The organism is Micrococcus sp. HG099 (assembly GCF_024723355.1).
GTDB lineage: Bacteria > Actinomycetota > Actinomycetes > Actinomycetales > Micrococcaceae > Micrococcus > Micrococcus endophyticus.
Genome location: NZ_JANQCJ010000006.1, coordinates 1 through 15,284 on the forward strand (window position 1 = coordinate 1; position 15,284 = coordinate 15,284).

Genomic DNA, 15,284 nt, shown 5'->3' on the forward strand with positions numbered 1-15,284 from the left:
CCCCCGAAGAGCTCGAGGCCGCCCGCCGCGCCCTCGAGGCCGCCGGGGCCCGCGAGCACGCCCTGCAGGTGGCCGAGGAGCTGACGCGCCGCGCCGCCGAGCACCTGGCCGTCCTGCCCCTGGGCGAGGCCGCCTGCGCCGAGTTCGCCGACGCCTGCCACGCCGTCCTGACGAGGAGCTCCTGAGATGACCGCGCCCCCCGCACCCCCCGTGCCCACCGACGCGCCCCTGTACACCCGCACCGCCCGCGCCGCCGCCGGCCGGGTGATCCGCCGCTACTCCACCTCCTTCTCGTGGGCCTGCCGCACCCTGCCGCGCGAGGCCCGCCGGGACGTCGAGGCGATCTACGCGATGGTGCGCGTGGCGGACGAGGCGGTGGACGGCGTCGCGCAGGCCGCGGGCCTGGACCCGCAGCGGGTCCGCGCCGCCCTGGACGACTACGAGCGGGCCTGCGAGGCGGCCATGGCCAGCGGCTTCTCCACGGACCTCGTGCTGCACGCGTTCGGGGACGTCGCCCGCCGGCACGGGATCACCCCGGAGCTGACCCGCCCGTTCTTCGCCTCCATGCGCGCGGACCTGGGGGTCAGCGAGCACGGGGCGGAGTCGCTGGCGGCCTACATCCACGGCTCCGCCGAGGTGGTGGGGCTGATGTGCCTGCAGGTGTTCCTCTCCCTGCCCGGCACCCGGGCGCGGACCCCGGCCGAGCGCGAGGCGATCCGCGCGCAGGCCGCCCGCCTCGGCGCCGCCTTCCAGAAGGTGAACTTCCTGCGGGACCTCGCCGCGGACCACGACGGTCTCGGCCGCACCTACCTGCCCGGCGCCGCCCCGGACGAGCTCACCGAGGCGCGCAAGGCCGAGCTCGTGGCCGAGGTCCGTGCCGACCTCGCCGCCGCCCTGCCCGGCATCCGCGCCCTCGACCCGCGGGCCGGCCGCGCGGTCGCCCTGGCCCACGGGCTGTTCGCGGCGCTCGCGGACCGGATCGAGGCCACCCCCGCCGCCGAGCTGGCCCGCCGCCGCGTGCGCGTGCCGGACGCCCAGAAGGCCCGCATCGCCGCCCGGGTGCTGGCGGAGCAGGCCGGCCTGGCCGTGGCCCGACGACGCCGGGGAGGCCGCCGGTGAGCGCGGCGCCGAACGTCGCATCCGGTGCCGCGGCGCACGACGACGGCCCGCGCGCCGTGGTGATCGGCGGCGGGTTCGCCGGGCTGGCGACGGCGGGGCTGCTCGCCCGCGACGGCCACCGCGTGACCCTGCTCGAGCGGAACGACGGGCTGGGTGGCCGGTCCGGGCGGTGGTCCGCGGAGGGCTTCGCCTTCGACACGGGTCCGTCCTGGTACCTCATGCCCGAGGTGATCGACCGCTGGTTCCGGCTCATGGGCGCCTCCGCCGCCGAGCGCCTGGACCTGCGCCGACTGGACCCCGGCTACCGCGTGTACTTCGAGGACCACCTGGACGCCCCACCCGTGGACGTGCGCACCGGCCACGCCGAGGAGCTGGTCGAGTCGCTGGAGCCGGGTGCGGGGGAGCGGCTGCGGGCCTACCTGGACTCGGCCGGCCGCGTGTACGAGCTGGCCAAGGAGCATTTCCTCTACACGGACTTCCGCCGGCCGGCGGACCTCGCCCGTCCCGCGGTGCTGCGGGCGCTGCCGTCGTTGGGGCCCCAGCTGCTCGGCGGGCTGCGCGCGCACGTCTCCGCCCGCTTCCGGGACCCACGGATCCGCCAGATCCTCGGCTACCCGGCCGTGTTCCTGGGGACCTCGCCGGACCGGGCGCCCGCCATGTACCACCTCATGTCCCACCTGGACCTGAGGGACGGCGTCCAGTACCCGATCGGCGGGTTCGCCGCGCTCGTGGACGCCATGGCGGACCTGGTGCGCGAGGCCGGGGTGGAGGTCGTCACCGGCGCCGAGGCGACCCGGATCGAGGTCGAGGACGCCGCGCGTCGGCGCCGCCGCCGGGGCCGGGTGACCGGCGTCGTCGTCCGGCAGGGCGGGACCGAGCGCCGCCTGCCCGCGGACGTCGTGGTGGCCGCCGCGGACCTGCACCACGTGCAGACCGCGCTGCTGCCGCCGGCCCAGCGCGTGGCCGAGTCCGCGTGGGACCGCCGCGACCCCGGCCCCTCCGGGGTGCTCGTGTGTGTGGGCGTGCGCGGGGCGCTGCCGCAGCTGGCCCACCACACGCTGCTGTTCACGGCGGACTGGGAGGACAACTTCGGGCGCATCGAGCGGGGAGAGGACCTCGCTGCGGACACGTCGATCTACGTCTCGCGCACCTCCGCCACGGACCCGGGGGTCGCCCCGGACGGGGACGAGTCCCTGTTCGTGCTGGTGCCCGCCCCCGCCGAGCCCGGCTGGGGCCGCGGCGGGATCCGGATCCGCGAGGGCGACGGCTGGCGGGTGGAGCGCGAGGGGGACGCGCAGGTGGAGGCCGTGGCGGACCGCGCCCTGGACCAGCTCGCCCGCTGGACCGGGATCGAGGACCTGCACGAGCGGATCGTGGTGCGCCGGACGATCGGGCCCGGGGACTTCGCCGCGGACGTGCACGCCTGGCGCGGCTCCATGCTGGGCCCCGGGCACACCCTCGCCCAGTCCGCGATGTTCCGCCCCTCCGTGCGGGACGCGGACGTGGCCGGGCTGCTGTACGCCGGCTCCTCCGTGCGCCCGGGCATCGGCGTGCCCATGTGCCTGATCTCGGCGGAGGTCGTCCGGGAGGAGCTGCGGCACGCCGCGCGGCGGGATGCGCTCCGCGCCCAGCGCCGGGGCAGATCCCAGGACGACGACGGCGCCCGCCGGGGCCGAGTGGCGGCGTCGTGATCCGCACGCTGTTCTGGGCCTCGCGCCCCGTGAGCTGGGTGAACACGGCGTATCCGTTCGCGGCCGCCGCGATCCTCACGGGCGGCCTGCCCGCGTGGCTCGTGGTGCTCGGCACGGTGTTCTTCCTGGTGCCGTACAACCTGGCCATGTACGGCATCAACGACGTCTTCGACTTCGCCTCGGACCTGCGCAATCCGCGCAAGGGCGGGGTGGAGGGCTCGGTGCTGGCGGACCCCGTCGTGCGCCGCCGCGTGCTGCGGTGGTCCTGCCTCGTGGCCGTGCCGTTCGTGGCGGTGCTGGCCGGATGGTCGATCGCCCGGGGGCAGTGGGACGCCCTCGCGGTGCTGGCGGTGAGCCTGTTCGCGGTGGTCGCGTACTCGTGGGCGGGGCTGCGGTTCAAGGAGCGGCCGTTCCTGGACGCGGCGACGTCGGCCACGCACTTCGTCTCCCCGGCGCTCTACGGGCTGGTGCTCGCCGGGGCCGCGTTCACGCCCGCGCTGTGGGCGCTGCTGGGCGGGTTCTTCCTGTGGGGGATGGCCTCGCAGATGTTCGGCGCGGTGCAGGACGTGGTTCCGGACCGCGAGGGCGGGCTGGCCTCCGTGGCCACGGTGCTCGGCGCCCGGCCCACGGTGTGGCTCGCGGCCGCGCTCTACGCGGGCGCGGGCCTGCTGATGCTGGGCACGGAGTGGCCCGGCCCTCTCGCGGCCCTGCTGGCGGTGCCCTACGTGCTCAACGTGCTGCGCTTCCGCGCCGTCACGGACGCGACGTCCGGGGCGGCGCACCGCGGCTGGCGGCTGTTCCTGCCGCTGAACTACGTGACGGGGTTCCTGGTGACCCTGCTGCTGATCGGCTGGGCGCTGGCCCGGGGAGGGGTGTGAATGGTCTACCTGCTGACGCTGCTGGCCGTGATCGGCTGCATGGCCCTGCTCGACTGGCGCCACCGCCTCTTCCTGTGGGCCCGGCCCGGCGCCGCGCTGGCGGTGCTCGCCGTCGGGATGGCGTACTTCCTGGCCTGGGACGTGTGGGGGATCGCCGAGGGCGTGTTCCTGCACCGCGACTCCCCGTACATGACCGGCGTCATGCTGGCCCCGCAGCTGCCGCTGGAGGAGGGCTTCTTCCTGCTCTTCCTCAGCCAGATCACCATGGTCCTGTTCACCGGGGCCGTGCGGATCCTGGAGCACCGCGCCGGGCAACGGGCCGGGGTGGAGCCGGGGTGGAGTGCGGCCCGGACCGGGGTCACGACGGCGGCCGGGGGGACGCGATGACCTTCCTGGACCTGATCCTCGTCTTCGTCGGCCTCGCCGCGGCCGTCCTCGTGGCGGTCGCGCTGACCGGGCGGGTGCGCGCCCGGCACACGGCGGCCATCGCCGCGGCGCTGGCGTCCCTGTGGGTGCTCACGGCCGTCTTCGACAACGTCATGATCGCCGCCGGCCTGTTCGACTACGGCCACGACCTGCTCTCCGGGATCTACGTCGGGCTCGCGCCCATCGAGGACTTCGCCTACCCGCTGGGCTCGGCGCTGCTGCTGCCGGCGGTGTGGCTGCTGCTGACGGGGCGCCGTCGCCGGGGAGGGGAGCGGTCGCCTGACGGCGGCGCCGAGCCCACGGGCGACGGCTCCAGCACGGCGGACGCGGGGCGCTGACGTGCTCCCGCTCATCCCGGCTGACCTGCTGCGCGCCCTCGGTCTCGTGCTCATCCCGGCCGCGTGGGCGGTGGCCGGCTGGCCGTCCGCTGCCGTGATGCTCCTCGTGTTCGGTGCGCAGTGGCTCACCCGCTGGCTCGTGCCCGGCTCCGCCCTGGACTGGGGCGCGCAGGCGGTGCTGCTCGCGGCCGGCTGGTTCAGCGTGACCGGGCTCTACCACCGGGTCGAGGCGCTGGACCTGGTGATGCACGCGGCGGCGAGCGCCGCCGTCGTCGGGCTGGTGGCCGTGGCCGCGCGGGCCCGGCTGCGCCGCCGGGGCGAGGACCCGGGCGCGCTGGTGCGCCGGCTCGGGCCGGTGCTGTCCGCCGCGGCGCTGACGGGCGCCGGCGTGGGCCTGGGCGTGCTGTGGGAGCTGGCCGAGTGGTGGGGGCACACCGTGGTCACCGCGGAGATCGGGGTCGGCTACGACGACACCATCGGCGACCTCGCCGCCGACCTGCTCGGCGCTGGTGCGGGCGCCGCGCTCGCCGTGCGTGAGCAGCTGCGGGCCGCGGGGTCCGCGCGGTGAGCGGCGGCCGGCCTGCCGGGGCGCTCACGGTGTCCGTGGTGATCCCCGTGCTCGACGACGCCGCCCACCTGCGCGAGTGCCTGCGGCACCTGGCCCGGCAGACGCGCCCTGCGGACGAGGTGATCGTGGTGGACAACGGCAGCACGGACGAGTCCTCCGCGGTGGCCCGGGAGGCGGGCGCCCGCGTGGTGCACGAGCCTCTCCGGGGCATTCCCGCCGCCGCGGCCGCCGGCTACGACGCCGCCGTCGGGGACGTGATCCTGCGCTGCGACGCGGACACCCGCCCGCCGCCGGACTGGGTGGCCCGCGCCGCCGGCCGGTTCGAGGCCGAGCCGGACCTGGCCGCCCTCACCGGTCCCGGCACCTTCTACGACCAGCCGCGTCTCCTCGCTCGGCTGCGCTCGCGCGCCTACAGCGCGGCGTACCGGTTCGGGGCGGGGGCGGCGGTGGCCGGGACCGCACTGTGGGGCTCGAATCTCGGCCTGCGCGCCGAGGCGTGGCGGGCCGTGCGCGGGCGCGTGCACCGGCGCCGCCCCGACGTCCACGACGACCTGGACCTCTCCTTCCACCTCGGCCTGGCCGACGTCGGAAGCGTGGTCCACGACCGCCGGCTGCACGTGGGGGCGGCCGGGCGGATCTTCACGTCCCTGCCGGCGCGCGTGCGGCAGCTGCGGATGGCCGTGACGACCCTGCGCCTCAACTGGGCGCTGCTCTCCCCGGGGATGCGCTGGGTCCGGCGGGCGCGACGCTCACGCTGAGGCGCCGCGGTCCAGCGGGTTCCTGCGCAGCGGCAGCCGGTCCACGAGGGCGCGGGCGAGACTCCGGGGCCGCCGCCGTTCCCCGCCCGTGGTGCGCCGCTGGGCCTCGGCGAGGATGTTGGCGGCCATCTCGGGGAAGACCACGGCGTGGAACGGCAGGATGGCCGTCCAGTAGGCGCGGCCCAGCAGGCCGTCCGGCATGAAGATCGCCCGCTGGCGGTAGACGGAGCCGCCGCCGTCCCGCGGCTCGGTGGACATCTGCAGCCACGCCCGGCCGCCGGCCTTCATCTCGGCGCGCAGCGTGAGCCGGCGGCCGTGCTCCACGTCCTCCACCCGCCACCAGTCGACGGCGTCGCCGCGGCGCAGCCGGTCCTGGTCCCGCCGGCCCCGGAGCAGGCCGGGCCCGCCGACGAGCTTGTCTGCGAGGCCGCGGACCTTCCAGAGCATGGGCGTGGAGTACCAGCCGTTGGCCCCGCCGACGGACTCGATCACGGGCCAGACGTCCTGCGGCGGCAGATCCGACTCGCGCTCCCGCTCGTCCGTGTACACGGTGGTGCCGGACCAGTCCGGGTCCGAGGGCAGCGGGTCGGCCGGGTCGGCGGCGGCGTGGACGTCCGCGTCGAAGGTGACGTCCAGGGGGCCCTCCTTCTCCCGCTTCAGCGCCAGCCGCACGGCGTCCATGTAGGAGGTCAGCCCGCCCGGCGGGTCCGGGATGAGGTCGCGGACCGAGCGGTCCTCCACGACCGCCTCCTCGGCGAGGGATGCGGCCAGGGGCAGGGCCACCGCGACCGGGATGGGGGTCACCATGCCGATCCAGAAGCCCGCCAGGGTCTGCAGCGGGAACGGAGTGGGGATCACGATGCGCCGGGACAGGCCGGCGGCCTGGGCGTAGTCCACCAGCACGCTTGCGAACGACTGGGGGTGTCCGTTGCCGATCTGTGCCCTCAGCTGCACGGGCTCCGGGAGGGCGCAGGCCTGCAGGAGGTAGTACAGGACGTCGCGGATGGCCAGCGGCTCCACCCGGTTCTTCAGCCAGGACGGGCCGGGCATCACGGGCAGCCGTTCGGAGAGGTGGCGGATCATCTCGAACGAGGTGGAGCCCGAGCCGATGATCACCCCGGCCTCGAACGTCAGCGCCGGCGTCGCCGCCTGCTCGAGACGCTCGGCCACGAGCGCGCGGGAGCGCATGTGGTCGGACAGCTCCGCGACGGGGGTCGTGTCCGGGTGCAGGCCGGAGAGATAGACGAGCTGGGCCACGCCGGCCGTGTCCGCGGCGGTGCCCACGATGTCCGCGATCCGCTGCTCCTGGGCCACGAAGTCACCGCCCCCGCCCATGGAGTGCACGAGGTAGAGCACGGTGTGCACGTCCTGCATGGCGGCTTCCACGAGGTCCGCCTCGGTGAGGTCGAGCTCCACCGCCTCGATGCTGTCCGACCACGGACGGGCCGCGAGGTCGGAGGGGTTCCGGGCGCCGGCCCGGACGTCGAAGCCGGCGGCGAGCAGTTCGGGGATGAGGCGCCCGCCCACGTACCCGGTGGCACCGGTGACGAGGACGCGACGGCCCCGGCCTTCCGGCAGGGACAGGCCGAGGGGGGAGGTGTGGGGCGCCGGCGTGGCACCGGCGGGGACGGGGGAGTGCTGTGTGGACGCCATGGGGGCACTCTAGGGTCCGGGGCGGGTCGGCCTGAAGGTCTCGGGTGTGCGGACCCGGGGCCCGTGAGTGGGCACGCCGCCGGGCCGGTGTCGGCCGGAGCGGGCCCGGCACGGTCCGTGAAAGACTGCTCGCTATGGCCACTGCAGATTCCGGAGACGTCCTGCCGCACCTGCGCACCGAGGCCATCCGCGCCGTCGTCGGGCCCACCAGTGCGGACCGCGGGTTCGCGATCGCCGCGTCGGGTGCCGTGGGGCGAATGCGCTACGACGCCGCCACCGGCCGCCTGAGCGCCTCCGTGCAGGGCACCGCGCCGAACCCCTACCGCGTGCAGGTGACGCTCCAGCAGGCCTTCGACGACGCCGCCGAGGCCGGCGCCCTCATGGAGCCGGTGGGCGGGCGCTGCACGTGCCCCGTCGGCACGGACTGCAAGCACGTGGCCGCGGCGCTCTACCAGGTGGTCCGCCTCGACGCCGACCAGGCCCTCGACGACGCCCGTCGCAAGCTCGCCGAGATGGTCACCACGGCGGACGCGCTGCCCGCGCCCGCCGGACGGGGCCACGACGACGCCGCCCACCCTGACGCCGGCCCGCGCGGCGCGGCCGCGGGCCCGGACGGGGAGTCGGCCGCCCCCGAGGCGCCGCACTCCGGCCTGGACTGGCGCCGCGTGATGGAGCCGCTCGCCGGCCTCGACGCCCCCCGCCGCCTCGGCGCCCCGCCCGCCCTGGCGATCGGCGTGGAGCTCGTGGCCGAGTCCTCCCGCAACGCGTTCCAGCAGTGGGGCCCGGCGCCCGCCGGCGAGGACCAGGTGCGTGAGGGCCGGCCGCTGTACGTCACCCTGCGACCCCTCAAGCGCGGCGCCAAGGGGACCTGGATCAAGGGCGGGCTGACCTGGAAGAACTTCCAGTTCGGCCGCGCCGAGTTCGCCCCCGACCAGGAGCGGGCCATGCGCCTGATCTGGCGGCAGCTGCAGGCCGAGGACTCCTACCCCACGGACGCCTGGTTCGGGCTGCACTCCTTCGACTCCCCGCGGATCTGGCAGCTGCTCGCGGAGGCCCGCGAGGTCGGGGTGGAGCTCGTGCCGCTGGGGCTGCTGACGGACGTGGTGCTGGAGGCCCCCGCCGCCGTCGGGCTGGACGTCACCCGCGCCCCGGACGGCGGCCTCGACGTCGCCCCGTCCCTGGACCCCGCCCCGCTCGGCCGGGGCCTGGCCGGCGTGCACGCGGTGGGCGGCATCGGCTTCTACCGCGTGGACCTCACGGACGAGCAGGCCGTGCTCCACCTGATCCCCGCCGAACGGCCCGTCCCCGAGGCCGTCCAGCAGATCGTGCTCGCCGGCGGGCCCGTGCGCGTGCCCGCCGCGGACCGTGAGGAGTTCCTCGGCCGGATCTACCCGCGGCTGCGTGGCACGCTGCCCGTGACCAGCGGCGACGCCTCCGTGGAGCTGCCCGAGTTCGAGCCGCCCGTGCTGCGGCTGCGCGCCGACTTCCGGCCCGACCACGAGCTCGTGCTGCGCTGGTCCTGGCTCTACTTCGACCCGCCCCGCGAACTCGGCCTCGACGCCGGCGGCGACCCCCTGCGGGACACCCGGCACGAGGACGCGGTGCTGCGCGCCGTCGCCGAGCTCTGGCCGCGCGCCGGCCGCGCCGAGGAACAGGTCCTCGAGGGCGTGGGCGCCGCCCGGTTCTCCGAGCAGGTGCTGCCGCTGCTGCAGCAGGCCGAGCACGTGCGCGTGGACGTCACCGGCCACCGCCCCGACTACCGCGAGCTGAAGTCCGCCCCCCGCATCGAGGTGGGCACGAAGGCCACGCAGAACGACTGGTTCGACCTCGGCGTGCAGGTCTCCGTGGACGGGCACGTGCTGCCGTTCGTGGAGCTGTTCACCGCGCTCGTGCAGGGCAAGACCACGCTCATCCTCGCCGACGGCTCCTACCTCGGCCTCGACCACCCCGCCTTCGACCGGCTGCGCGCCCTGCTCTCCGAGGCCGCCACCCTGCAGGAGTGGACGCCCGAGAACACGGCCGTCTCCCGCCACCAGGTGGGCTTCTGGGAGGATCTCAAGGAGCTCGCGGACGAGGTGGAGGAGGACCCCGAGTGGACCGCCGCCGTCGGGCGTCTGGCCGCCGTGGAGCGCCTCCCCGAGGCGCCGAAGCCCGCCGGGCTGCGCGCCGACCTGCGCCCCTACCAGGAGGACGGGCTGCGCTGGCTGGCCTTCCTGTGGGAGCAGGACCTCGGCGGGATCCTGGCCGACGACATGGGCCTGGGCAAGACCGTCCAGACCCTCGCGCTCTTCGCCCACGCACGCCAGGCTCGGCCCGAGCGGCCGCCGTTCCTCGTGGTCGCGCCCAGCTCCGTGGTGTCCGTGTGGGCCGCCGAGGCCCAGAAGTTCACCCCCGACCTGGACGTGCGTGTGCTGGACACCACCGTCCGCAAGCGCGGCACGGACGTGGCCGCCGAGGCCGCGGGCGCCGACGTCGTGGTCACCTCCTACACGCTCCTGAGGATCGATGCCGGCCAGTTCGGCGGGATCGACTGGGGCGGCGTGGTGTTCGACGAGGCCCAGTTCCTCAAGAACCGCGCCGCGAAGGTGCACACCGTGGCCCGCGACCTGCGCGCCCCCTTCCGGCTGGCCATCACCGGCACGCCGATGGAGAACTCGCTGAGCGACCTGTGGGCGCTGCTGGGCGTCGTCGTGCCCGGGCTGTTCCCCAGCCACCGGCGCTTCCGCGAGGCCTACGTGACGCCCATCGAGACCGGGGAGGACCCCGAGCGCATGGTCGCGCTGCGGCGGCGCGTGCGCCCGTTCATGCTGCGCCGCTCCAAGGAGCTCGTGGCCAAGGACCTGCCGCCCAAGCAGGAGCAGGTGCTGAACGTGGAGCTCGAGCCCGCCCACCGCAAGCTCTATGACCGTGTGCTCCAGCGCGAGCGCCGCAAGGTCCTCGGGCTGCTCGGGGACATGGACGGCAACCGGTTCACCATCTTCAAGTCGCTCACGCTGCTGCGGATGCTGGCGCTGGCGCCGCAGATCGTGGACGACCAGTACGCCTCCGTGCCCAGCTCCAAGCTCGAGCGGTTCCTCGACGACCTCACCGAGGTGATCGGCGAGGGGCACCGCGTGATCGTGTTCAGCCAGTTCACCAGCTTCCTGCGGGTGATCGCGGAGGAGCTGGACCACCTGGAGATCGAGCACGCATACCTCGACGGCTCCACGCGCGGGCGCGCCGAGGTGATCCGCGGCTTCCGCGAGGGCGAGGCGCCGGTGTTCCTGATCTCCCTGAAGGCGGGCGGCTTCGGCCTGACCCTCACCGAGGCGGACTACGTGTTCCTCATGGATCCGTGGTGGAACCCCGCCGCGGAGGCGCAGGCAGTGGACCGGGCGCACCGGATCGGGCAGGAGCGGACCGTGATGGTCTACCGGCTCGTGTCCGAGGGGACGATCGAGGAGAAGGTGCTCGAGCTGCAACGGCGCAAGGCCGAGCTGTTCGGTGCGCTCATGGACGAGTCCGACGACTCCGGCGCCGGCGCCTTCACCGACTCCCTCACCGCCGAGGACATCCGGGAGCTGCTCGGCGCCGAGGACTGAGCGCCCCTCCGGGCGGCGCTTTCGTGCGGGAAACGGGAGGCTTGGGCGGTGCTTTCGTGCGGGAAACGGGAGGCTCGCTCCCCGTCTCCCGCACAGAAGGCGCGTGGGGGCGTGGGTAGCCTCGGCCCATGGACCCGCAGCCCCGCCTCGACCCCGGCACCCACCACGACGTCGCCGCCCTCGCCCCCGCCTCGCCCGTCGCCGACGCCGCGCCTGAGGACCAGGCCGCGCCGGGAGATCCGGCCTCGCCGGTCGCCCCCGCCTTCGCCCCGTCCGCCCGCTCCCAGGTCCCGCCGTTCACGGTGATGACCATCCTCGGCCGGGTCGCCGAGCTGCGCGCCGCCGGCCGCGACGTCATCAGCCTCTGCGCCGGGGAGCCGGGCGGGGGCGCCCCGCCCACCGTGAGCGCGGCCGCGGCCGAGGTCCACGCCTCCGGCACGCCGCTCACCTACACCCCCGCACTGGGCCTGCCGGAGCTGCGGGCCGCCGTCGCCGGTCACTACCGACGCTGGTACGGGATCGACGTGCGCCCCGAGCAGGTCGCGATCACCACCGGCTCCTCGGGGGCGTTCATGCTCGGCTTCCTCGCCGCGTTCTCCCCGGGCGACCGCGTGGTGCTGCCGCGCCCCGGCTATCCGGCGTACCGCAACATCCTGGCCGCGCTCGGCTGCGAGGTGGTCGAGGTGGGCGTGGACGCGTCGACGCGCTACCAGCCGACGGTCGCGCACCTGGAGGCCGCGCTCGCGGAGGGGCCGGTCGCGGGGCTGGTCCTGGCGTCCCCGTCCAATCCCACGGGCACGATGGTCAGCGCCGACGAGCTCGCCGAGCTCGCCCGCTGGTGCGAGGAACGCGATGTGCGGCTCGTCTCGGACGAGATCTACCACGGGATCGTGCACCCGCGGTCGGGCGACGACGACGGCGGCCCGGCGGGTGGCGGGGCGGCGGGCGGTGCGCCGGGTGCGGAAGGCTCCCGTTTCCCGCACGAAAGCGTGGGGGCGTGCGCATGGGCGACCTCCCGCACCGCGATGGTGATCAGCTCCTTCTCCAAGTACTGGGGCATGCCCGGCTGGCGACTGGGCTGGATGCTCATGCCGGAGGACCTCGCCGGCGCGATCGACGGGCTCGCCGGCTCCGTGGCCCTGTGCCCGCCCGCGGCGGCGCAGCGCGCGGCGGTCGAGGCGTTCAGCGAGGAGTCCTACGCGTTCTGCGCCGAGCAGGCCGGCGGCTTCACGGCGACGCGCGGCGTCGTGCTGGCCGCCCTGCCCCGACTCGGCTGGGCCGACGCCGCCCCCGCCGACGGCGCCTTCTACCTGTGGGCCCGCCTCGCCCCGGGCATGCTGGCGGAGTTCGGCAGCGCCGTCGGCTACTGCGCCGCCCTGCTGGAGGAGGCCGGCGTCGCGCTGACCCCCGGCGACGACTTCGACGCCGTCCACGGGCCCGAGTTCGTCCGCCTCTCCTTCGCCGCCGACCCGGACGCCGTCCACGAGGCGCTCGAGCGGATCGCCGCCTGGCATGCGGCGCGCGGCCTGGCCTGACGGGCTCCGCCGCGCGCCGCACCGTCCGGCGGCTCAGCCGCCCAGCCGGTAGTGGCGCCCGAGCGGCGTGCCGTTGACGGCCCGGTCGCCGCGTCGAGGGCGTCACGTGCCGGTTCCCGCGACGGGGCGGCACCCGCCGTCATCATATTGCGAAGCATCCGCAACAGTCCTTATTGTGAACCGGTCGCATCTTCTCGCCCTCGTGAAAGGTTCACCGTGTCCCACTCCGCCCCGCAGTGCCGTTCCACGCGCACCGCCGCCTTCTCCGCCACCCTCGCCGCCGCGGCCATCGCCCTCACGGCGTGCGGTGGGGACGCCGCCCCGTCTGGCCCGACGTCGGCCCCCGCCTCCGCCTCGGACGGCGCCGAGTCGACGTCGGGTGAAACGACGGCGGCCTCCTCCGTCTCCGAGGAGGAGCGCGTCGACCCGACCCAGACCACCGAGGTCTCCGCGGTGACCCCGCGCATCCTGCTCTCGCACGAGGACGGGCTCACGCTGCTCGACGCCGAGTCCGGTGAGGTGGTGAAGGAGCAGGACGTCCCGGGCTTCACGCGGCTGAGCAACGCCGGCAACGGCAAGGACGTCCTGGTGACCACCGGGAACGGCTGGGAGGTGTTCTCCACCGGCATCCAGGCCAAGGCCCACGGCGATCACGTCCACAACTACGAGTCCGCGCCCGGCATGACCGGCGTGACGTTCCCGGGTGAGCACCCCGGCCACGTCGTCACCCACAACGGCAGGACCACCCTCTTCGCGGACGGCACGGGCGCGATCCGCACCTTCGACTCGACCCACCTGGACAAGGCGACCCCGGACCTCATGCCCGTCATGACGGAGGCCGAGACCGAGGACCCGCACCACGGCGTGGCGCTCGAGCTCTCCGACGGCACCCTCTTCACCACGCAGGGCACCGAGGACTCCCGGGACACGCTCCAGGTGATCGACCCGACGACCGGCGAGGTCACGGCCGAGACCGACGACTGCCCCGGCAGTCACGGCGAGGCTGCGGCCCAGCCGACGGAGGCGGGCGACGTCGTCGTGATGGGCTGTGAGAACGGGCCCGTCGTGTACCGGGACGGCGAGTTCCACAAGGTGGAGGTCGAGACCGAGTACCAGCGCTCCGGGAACCTGTTCGGGCTGCACGACTCGCCCATCGTCCTGGGTGATCACAAGGTCGAGGAGGAGCCGACGGAGGCTGTCGAGCGGCCCACGGCGATCGCCCTCATCGACACCCGCACCGATGAACTCACCACCGTGGACCTCGGCTCCTCCTACTGGTTCCGCTCGCTCGGCCGCGCCGAGGACGGCTCCGCGGTCGTGCTGACCTACGACGGCGAGGTCAACGTGATCGACGAGGAGACCGGTGAGGTCACCGCTGAGTACCCGGTGATCGAGCCATGGAAGGAGAAGGACGAGTGGCAGGAGCCCGGCCCGATCCTCAAGGTGGCCGGGAACACCGCTTACGTCACCAACGCGGAGGCCCAGAAGCTCGTGGCCGTCGACCTGGAGACCGGCGAGACCGTCCTGGAGAAGGACCTGGAGTTCGCCCCGGTCGAGATGGCCGTGGTCACCGGCCAGCCGGAGTCCGTGAAGCCCGAGGAGGCCGCGGACGCCGAGTCCGGCCACGACGAGCACACCGACCACGACCACTGATCGGGCCGGACATGGCGGCGGGGGTCAGCGCCGCGCGGCCGTGGCGGAGGCCGTGACCCCCGCCGGAACCGGGTCCGACGCGTCGGCAGGGTGTCCGAGGCGCGGGGCGGACGGCTGGAGCGCGAACACGAGCAGTGTGAGCGGGCCGACGAACGGCACCAGCCCGAGGAACAGCCACGCGCGGCTGAAGCCGGCGTCGTGGAGGCGCCGGGCGAGCAGAGCGAGCGAGGGGAGTGCGTGCGTGACCCCCACCAGGAGGACGGCCGCGTCCCGGAGGGACAGGTCCGGGGAGCCGAGGATGAACACGTCCAGGGCGGTGGACACGAAGTGAACGGCGGTCTGCAGGAGCCACACGTAGAGCGCCGCGAGCCAGAAGTCGGCGCGGGAGGCACGCCCGCTGAACTGCGCGTAGCCGGCGTAGTAGCGGCGAATGGCCTGAAGCATGATCATGGTCCGGCCCTCAGTCCTGCCGAGGGGACGCCAGCAGCCCCTGTGTCGCGACGATCACGAGCATCGCAGCCCCCGCTGCGGCCGCCCCCGCGGGCCCGGCCACGGGATCGCCGAGAGCCGCGAGTGCGGCACCGGCGAGCCCCAGCACCGCCATCGCCCCGCCGATCCACCAGAACACCGGGGCCCGGAACGCCCGGGCGAACGGAAGGAAGTGCCCGCCCACCACGGCGGCCACCAGGGCGATCTGCGCCGTCGAGGCGTCGAGCGCGAGCGCTACCAGGCGCGTCACGGGGAACAGCGCCAGCATCGCGACGACGGCGATCCCGTAGACGCGCAGCGCGTCGCGGGCGGGCGCCTGCACCGCGGGCAGCACCCGCCGGCGCAGCAGTACGACCGCCAGGGTGAAGCTGATGAGCGAGATGGCGACGCCCCGCAGCGTGCCCCGGTGCTCGGCCGGCAGCCCCGCGATCCCGCCGAACAGGAAGGCACCGCCGCCGATCACCCCGATCAGCCCGCCCGACACCACCGGGTGCCGGAGGTGGCCGACCCCGCGGACGGGCGGGTCGTCGTCGTGGTGGGTCGGCCGCATGGGGCGGGCCGTGGTCGTGTCCGTCATGGTTCCCCCTCGCATCAC

Annotated in this window: 13 protein-coding genes and 1 pseudogene; 11 read left to right on the top strand and 3 right to left on the bottom strand. The window is 75.0% G+C overall.

All coding sequences use genetic code 11. The annotated features are described in order from the left end of the window. From NWP10_RS01220 to NWP10_RS01255, 8 genes and pseudogenes are all read left to right on the top strand, one after another. Nucleotides 1–185: pseudogene (locus tag NWP10_RS01220) on the top strand (polyprenyl synthetase family protein); the annotation flags it as partial. 1 nt (nt 186) lies between these two features. After that, nucleotides 187–1,119 (top strand): squalene/phytoene synthase family protein, encoded by a 933-nt coding sequence (locus NWP10_RS01225; RefSeq protein WP_258299598.1) that lies wholly within the window; start codon nt 187–189, stop codon nt 1,117–1,119. Then, a complete protein-coding gene (gene crtI, locus NWP10_RS01230; protein WP_258299599.1) occupies nt 1,116–2,810 on the top strand; it encodes a phytoene desaturase family protein in 1,695 nt (564 codons plus the stop codon). The genes NWP10_RS01225 and crtI overlap by 4 nt, the downstream gene beginning before the upstream one ends. Next, nucleotides 2,807–3,688 carry a prenyltransferase gene (locus tag NWP10_RS01235; RefSeq protein WP_258299600.1) on the top strand — a complete coding sequence of 294 codons (882 nt, stop codon included), beginning with the start codon at nt 2,807–2,809 and terminating at the stop codon, nt 3,686–3,688. Before crtI ends, NWP10_RS01235 begins: the two co-directional genes overlap by 4 nt. After that, complete coding sequence (locus NWP10_RS01240; protein ID WP_309137683.1) at nt 3,689–4,075, top strand: lycopene cyclase domain-containing protein; 387 nt, start codon at nt 3,689–3,691, stop codon at nt 4,073–4,075. It abuts the gene before it with no gap. Next, complete coding sequence (locus NWP10_RS01245; RefSeq protein WP_184173273.1) at nt 4,072–4,452, top strand: lycopene cyclase domain-containing protein; 381 nt, start codon at nt 4,072–4,074, stop codon at nt 4,450–4,452. The genes NWP10_RS01240 and NWP10_RS01245 overlap by 4 nt, the downstream gene beginning before the upstream one ends. Nucleotide 4,453: 1 nt before the next feature. Beyond that, the gene (locus NWP10_RS01250; protein ID WP_258299601.1) at nt 4,454–5,020 is read left to right on the top strand and encodes a hypothetical protein; all 567 of its coding nucleotides are present in this window, start codon (nt 4,454–4,456) and stop codon (nt 5,018–5,020) included. 38 nt (nt 5,021–5,058) lie between these two features. After that, nucleotides 5,059–5,778 (top strand): glycosyltransferase family 2 protein, encoded by a 720-nt coding sequence (locus NWP10_RS01255; RefSeq protein WP_309137684.1) that lies wholly within the window; start codon nt 5,059–5,061, stop codon nt 5,776–5,778. Here the strand turns inward: NWP10_RS01255 and NWP10_RS01260 are convergent. Then, nucleotides 5,770–7,431 carry an SDR family oxidoreductase gene (locus tag NWP10_RS01260; RefSeq protein WP_258299603.1) on the bottom strand — a complete coding sequence of 554 codons (1,662 nt, stop codon included), beginning with the start codon at nt 7,429–7,431 and terminating at the stop codon, nt 5,770–5,772. The two genes, NWP10_RS01255 and NWP10_RS01260, sit on opposite strands and share 9 nt — an antisense overlap. A gap of 134 nt (nt 7,432–7,565) precedes the next feature. Between NWP10_RS01260 and NWP10_RS01265 the strand changes: the two genes are divergently transcribed. The 3 genes from NWP10_RS01265 to NWP10_RS01275 all read left to right on the top strand — a co-directional run bounded on the left by NWP10_RS01265 (nt 7,566) and on the right by NWP10_RS01275 (nt 14,200). Continuing rightward, the gene (locus tag NWP10_RS01265; protein ID WP_258299604.1) at nt 7,566–11,012 is read left to right on the top strand and encodes a DEAD/DEAH box helicase; all 3,447 of its coding nucleotides are present in this window, start codon (nt 7,566–7,568) and stop codon (nt 11,010–11,012) included. 128 nt (nt 11,013–11,140) lie between these two features. Further along, nucleotides 11,141–12,547 carry an aminotransferase class I/II-fold pyridoxal phosphate-dependent enzyme gene (locus NWP10_RS01270; RefSeq protein ID WP_375162459.1) on the top strand — a complete coding sequence of 469 codons (1,407 nt, stop codon included), beginning with the start codon at nt 11,141–11,143 and terminating at the stop codon, nt 12,545–12,547. 216 nt (nt 12,548–12,763) lie between these two features. Continuing rightward, nucleotides 12,764–14,200, top strand: a complete 1,437-nt coding sequence (locus tag NWP10_RS01275) for a PQQ-binding-like beta-propeller repeat protein (protein ID WP_258299605.1) — start codon at nt 12,764–12,766, stop codon at nt 14,198–14,200. A gap of 24 nt (nt 14,201–14,224) precedes the next feature. Here the strand turns inward: NWP10_RS01275 and NWP10_RS01280 are convergent, their stop codons facing one another. Both NWP10_RS01280 and NWP10_RS01285 read right to left on the bottom strand, forming a co-directional pair. Beyond that, entirely contained in the window at nt 14,225–14,650 is a 426-nt protein-coding gene (locus NWP10_RS01280; protein ID WP_258299606.1) for a DUF805 domain-containing protein, read from the bottom strand. 10 nt (nt 14,651–14,660) lie between these two features. Next, nucleotides 14,661–15,266, bottom strand: a complete 606-nt coding sequence (locus tag NWP10_RS01285) for a hypothetical protein (RefSeq protein ID WP_258299607.1) — start codon at nt 15,264–15,266, stop codon at nt 14,661–14,663. Nucleotides 15,267–15,284 lie beyond the last annotated feature (18 nt).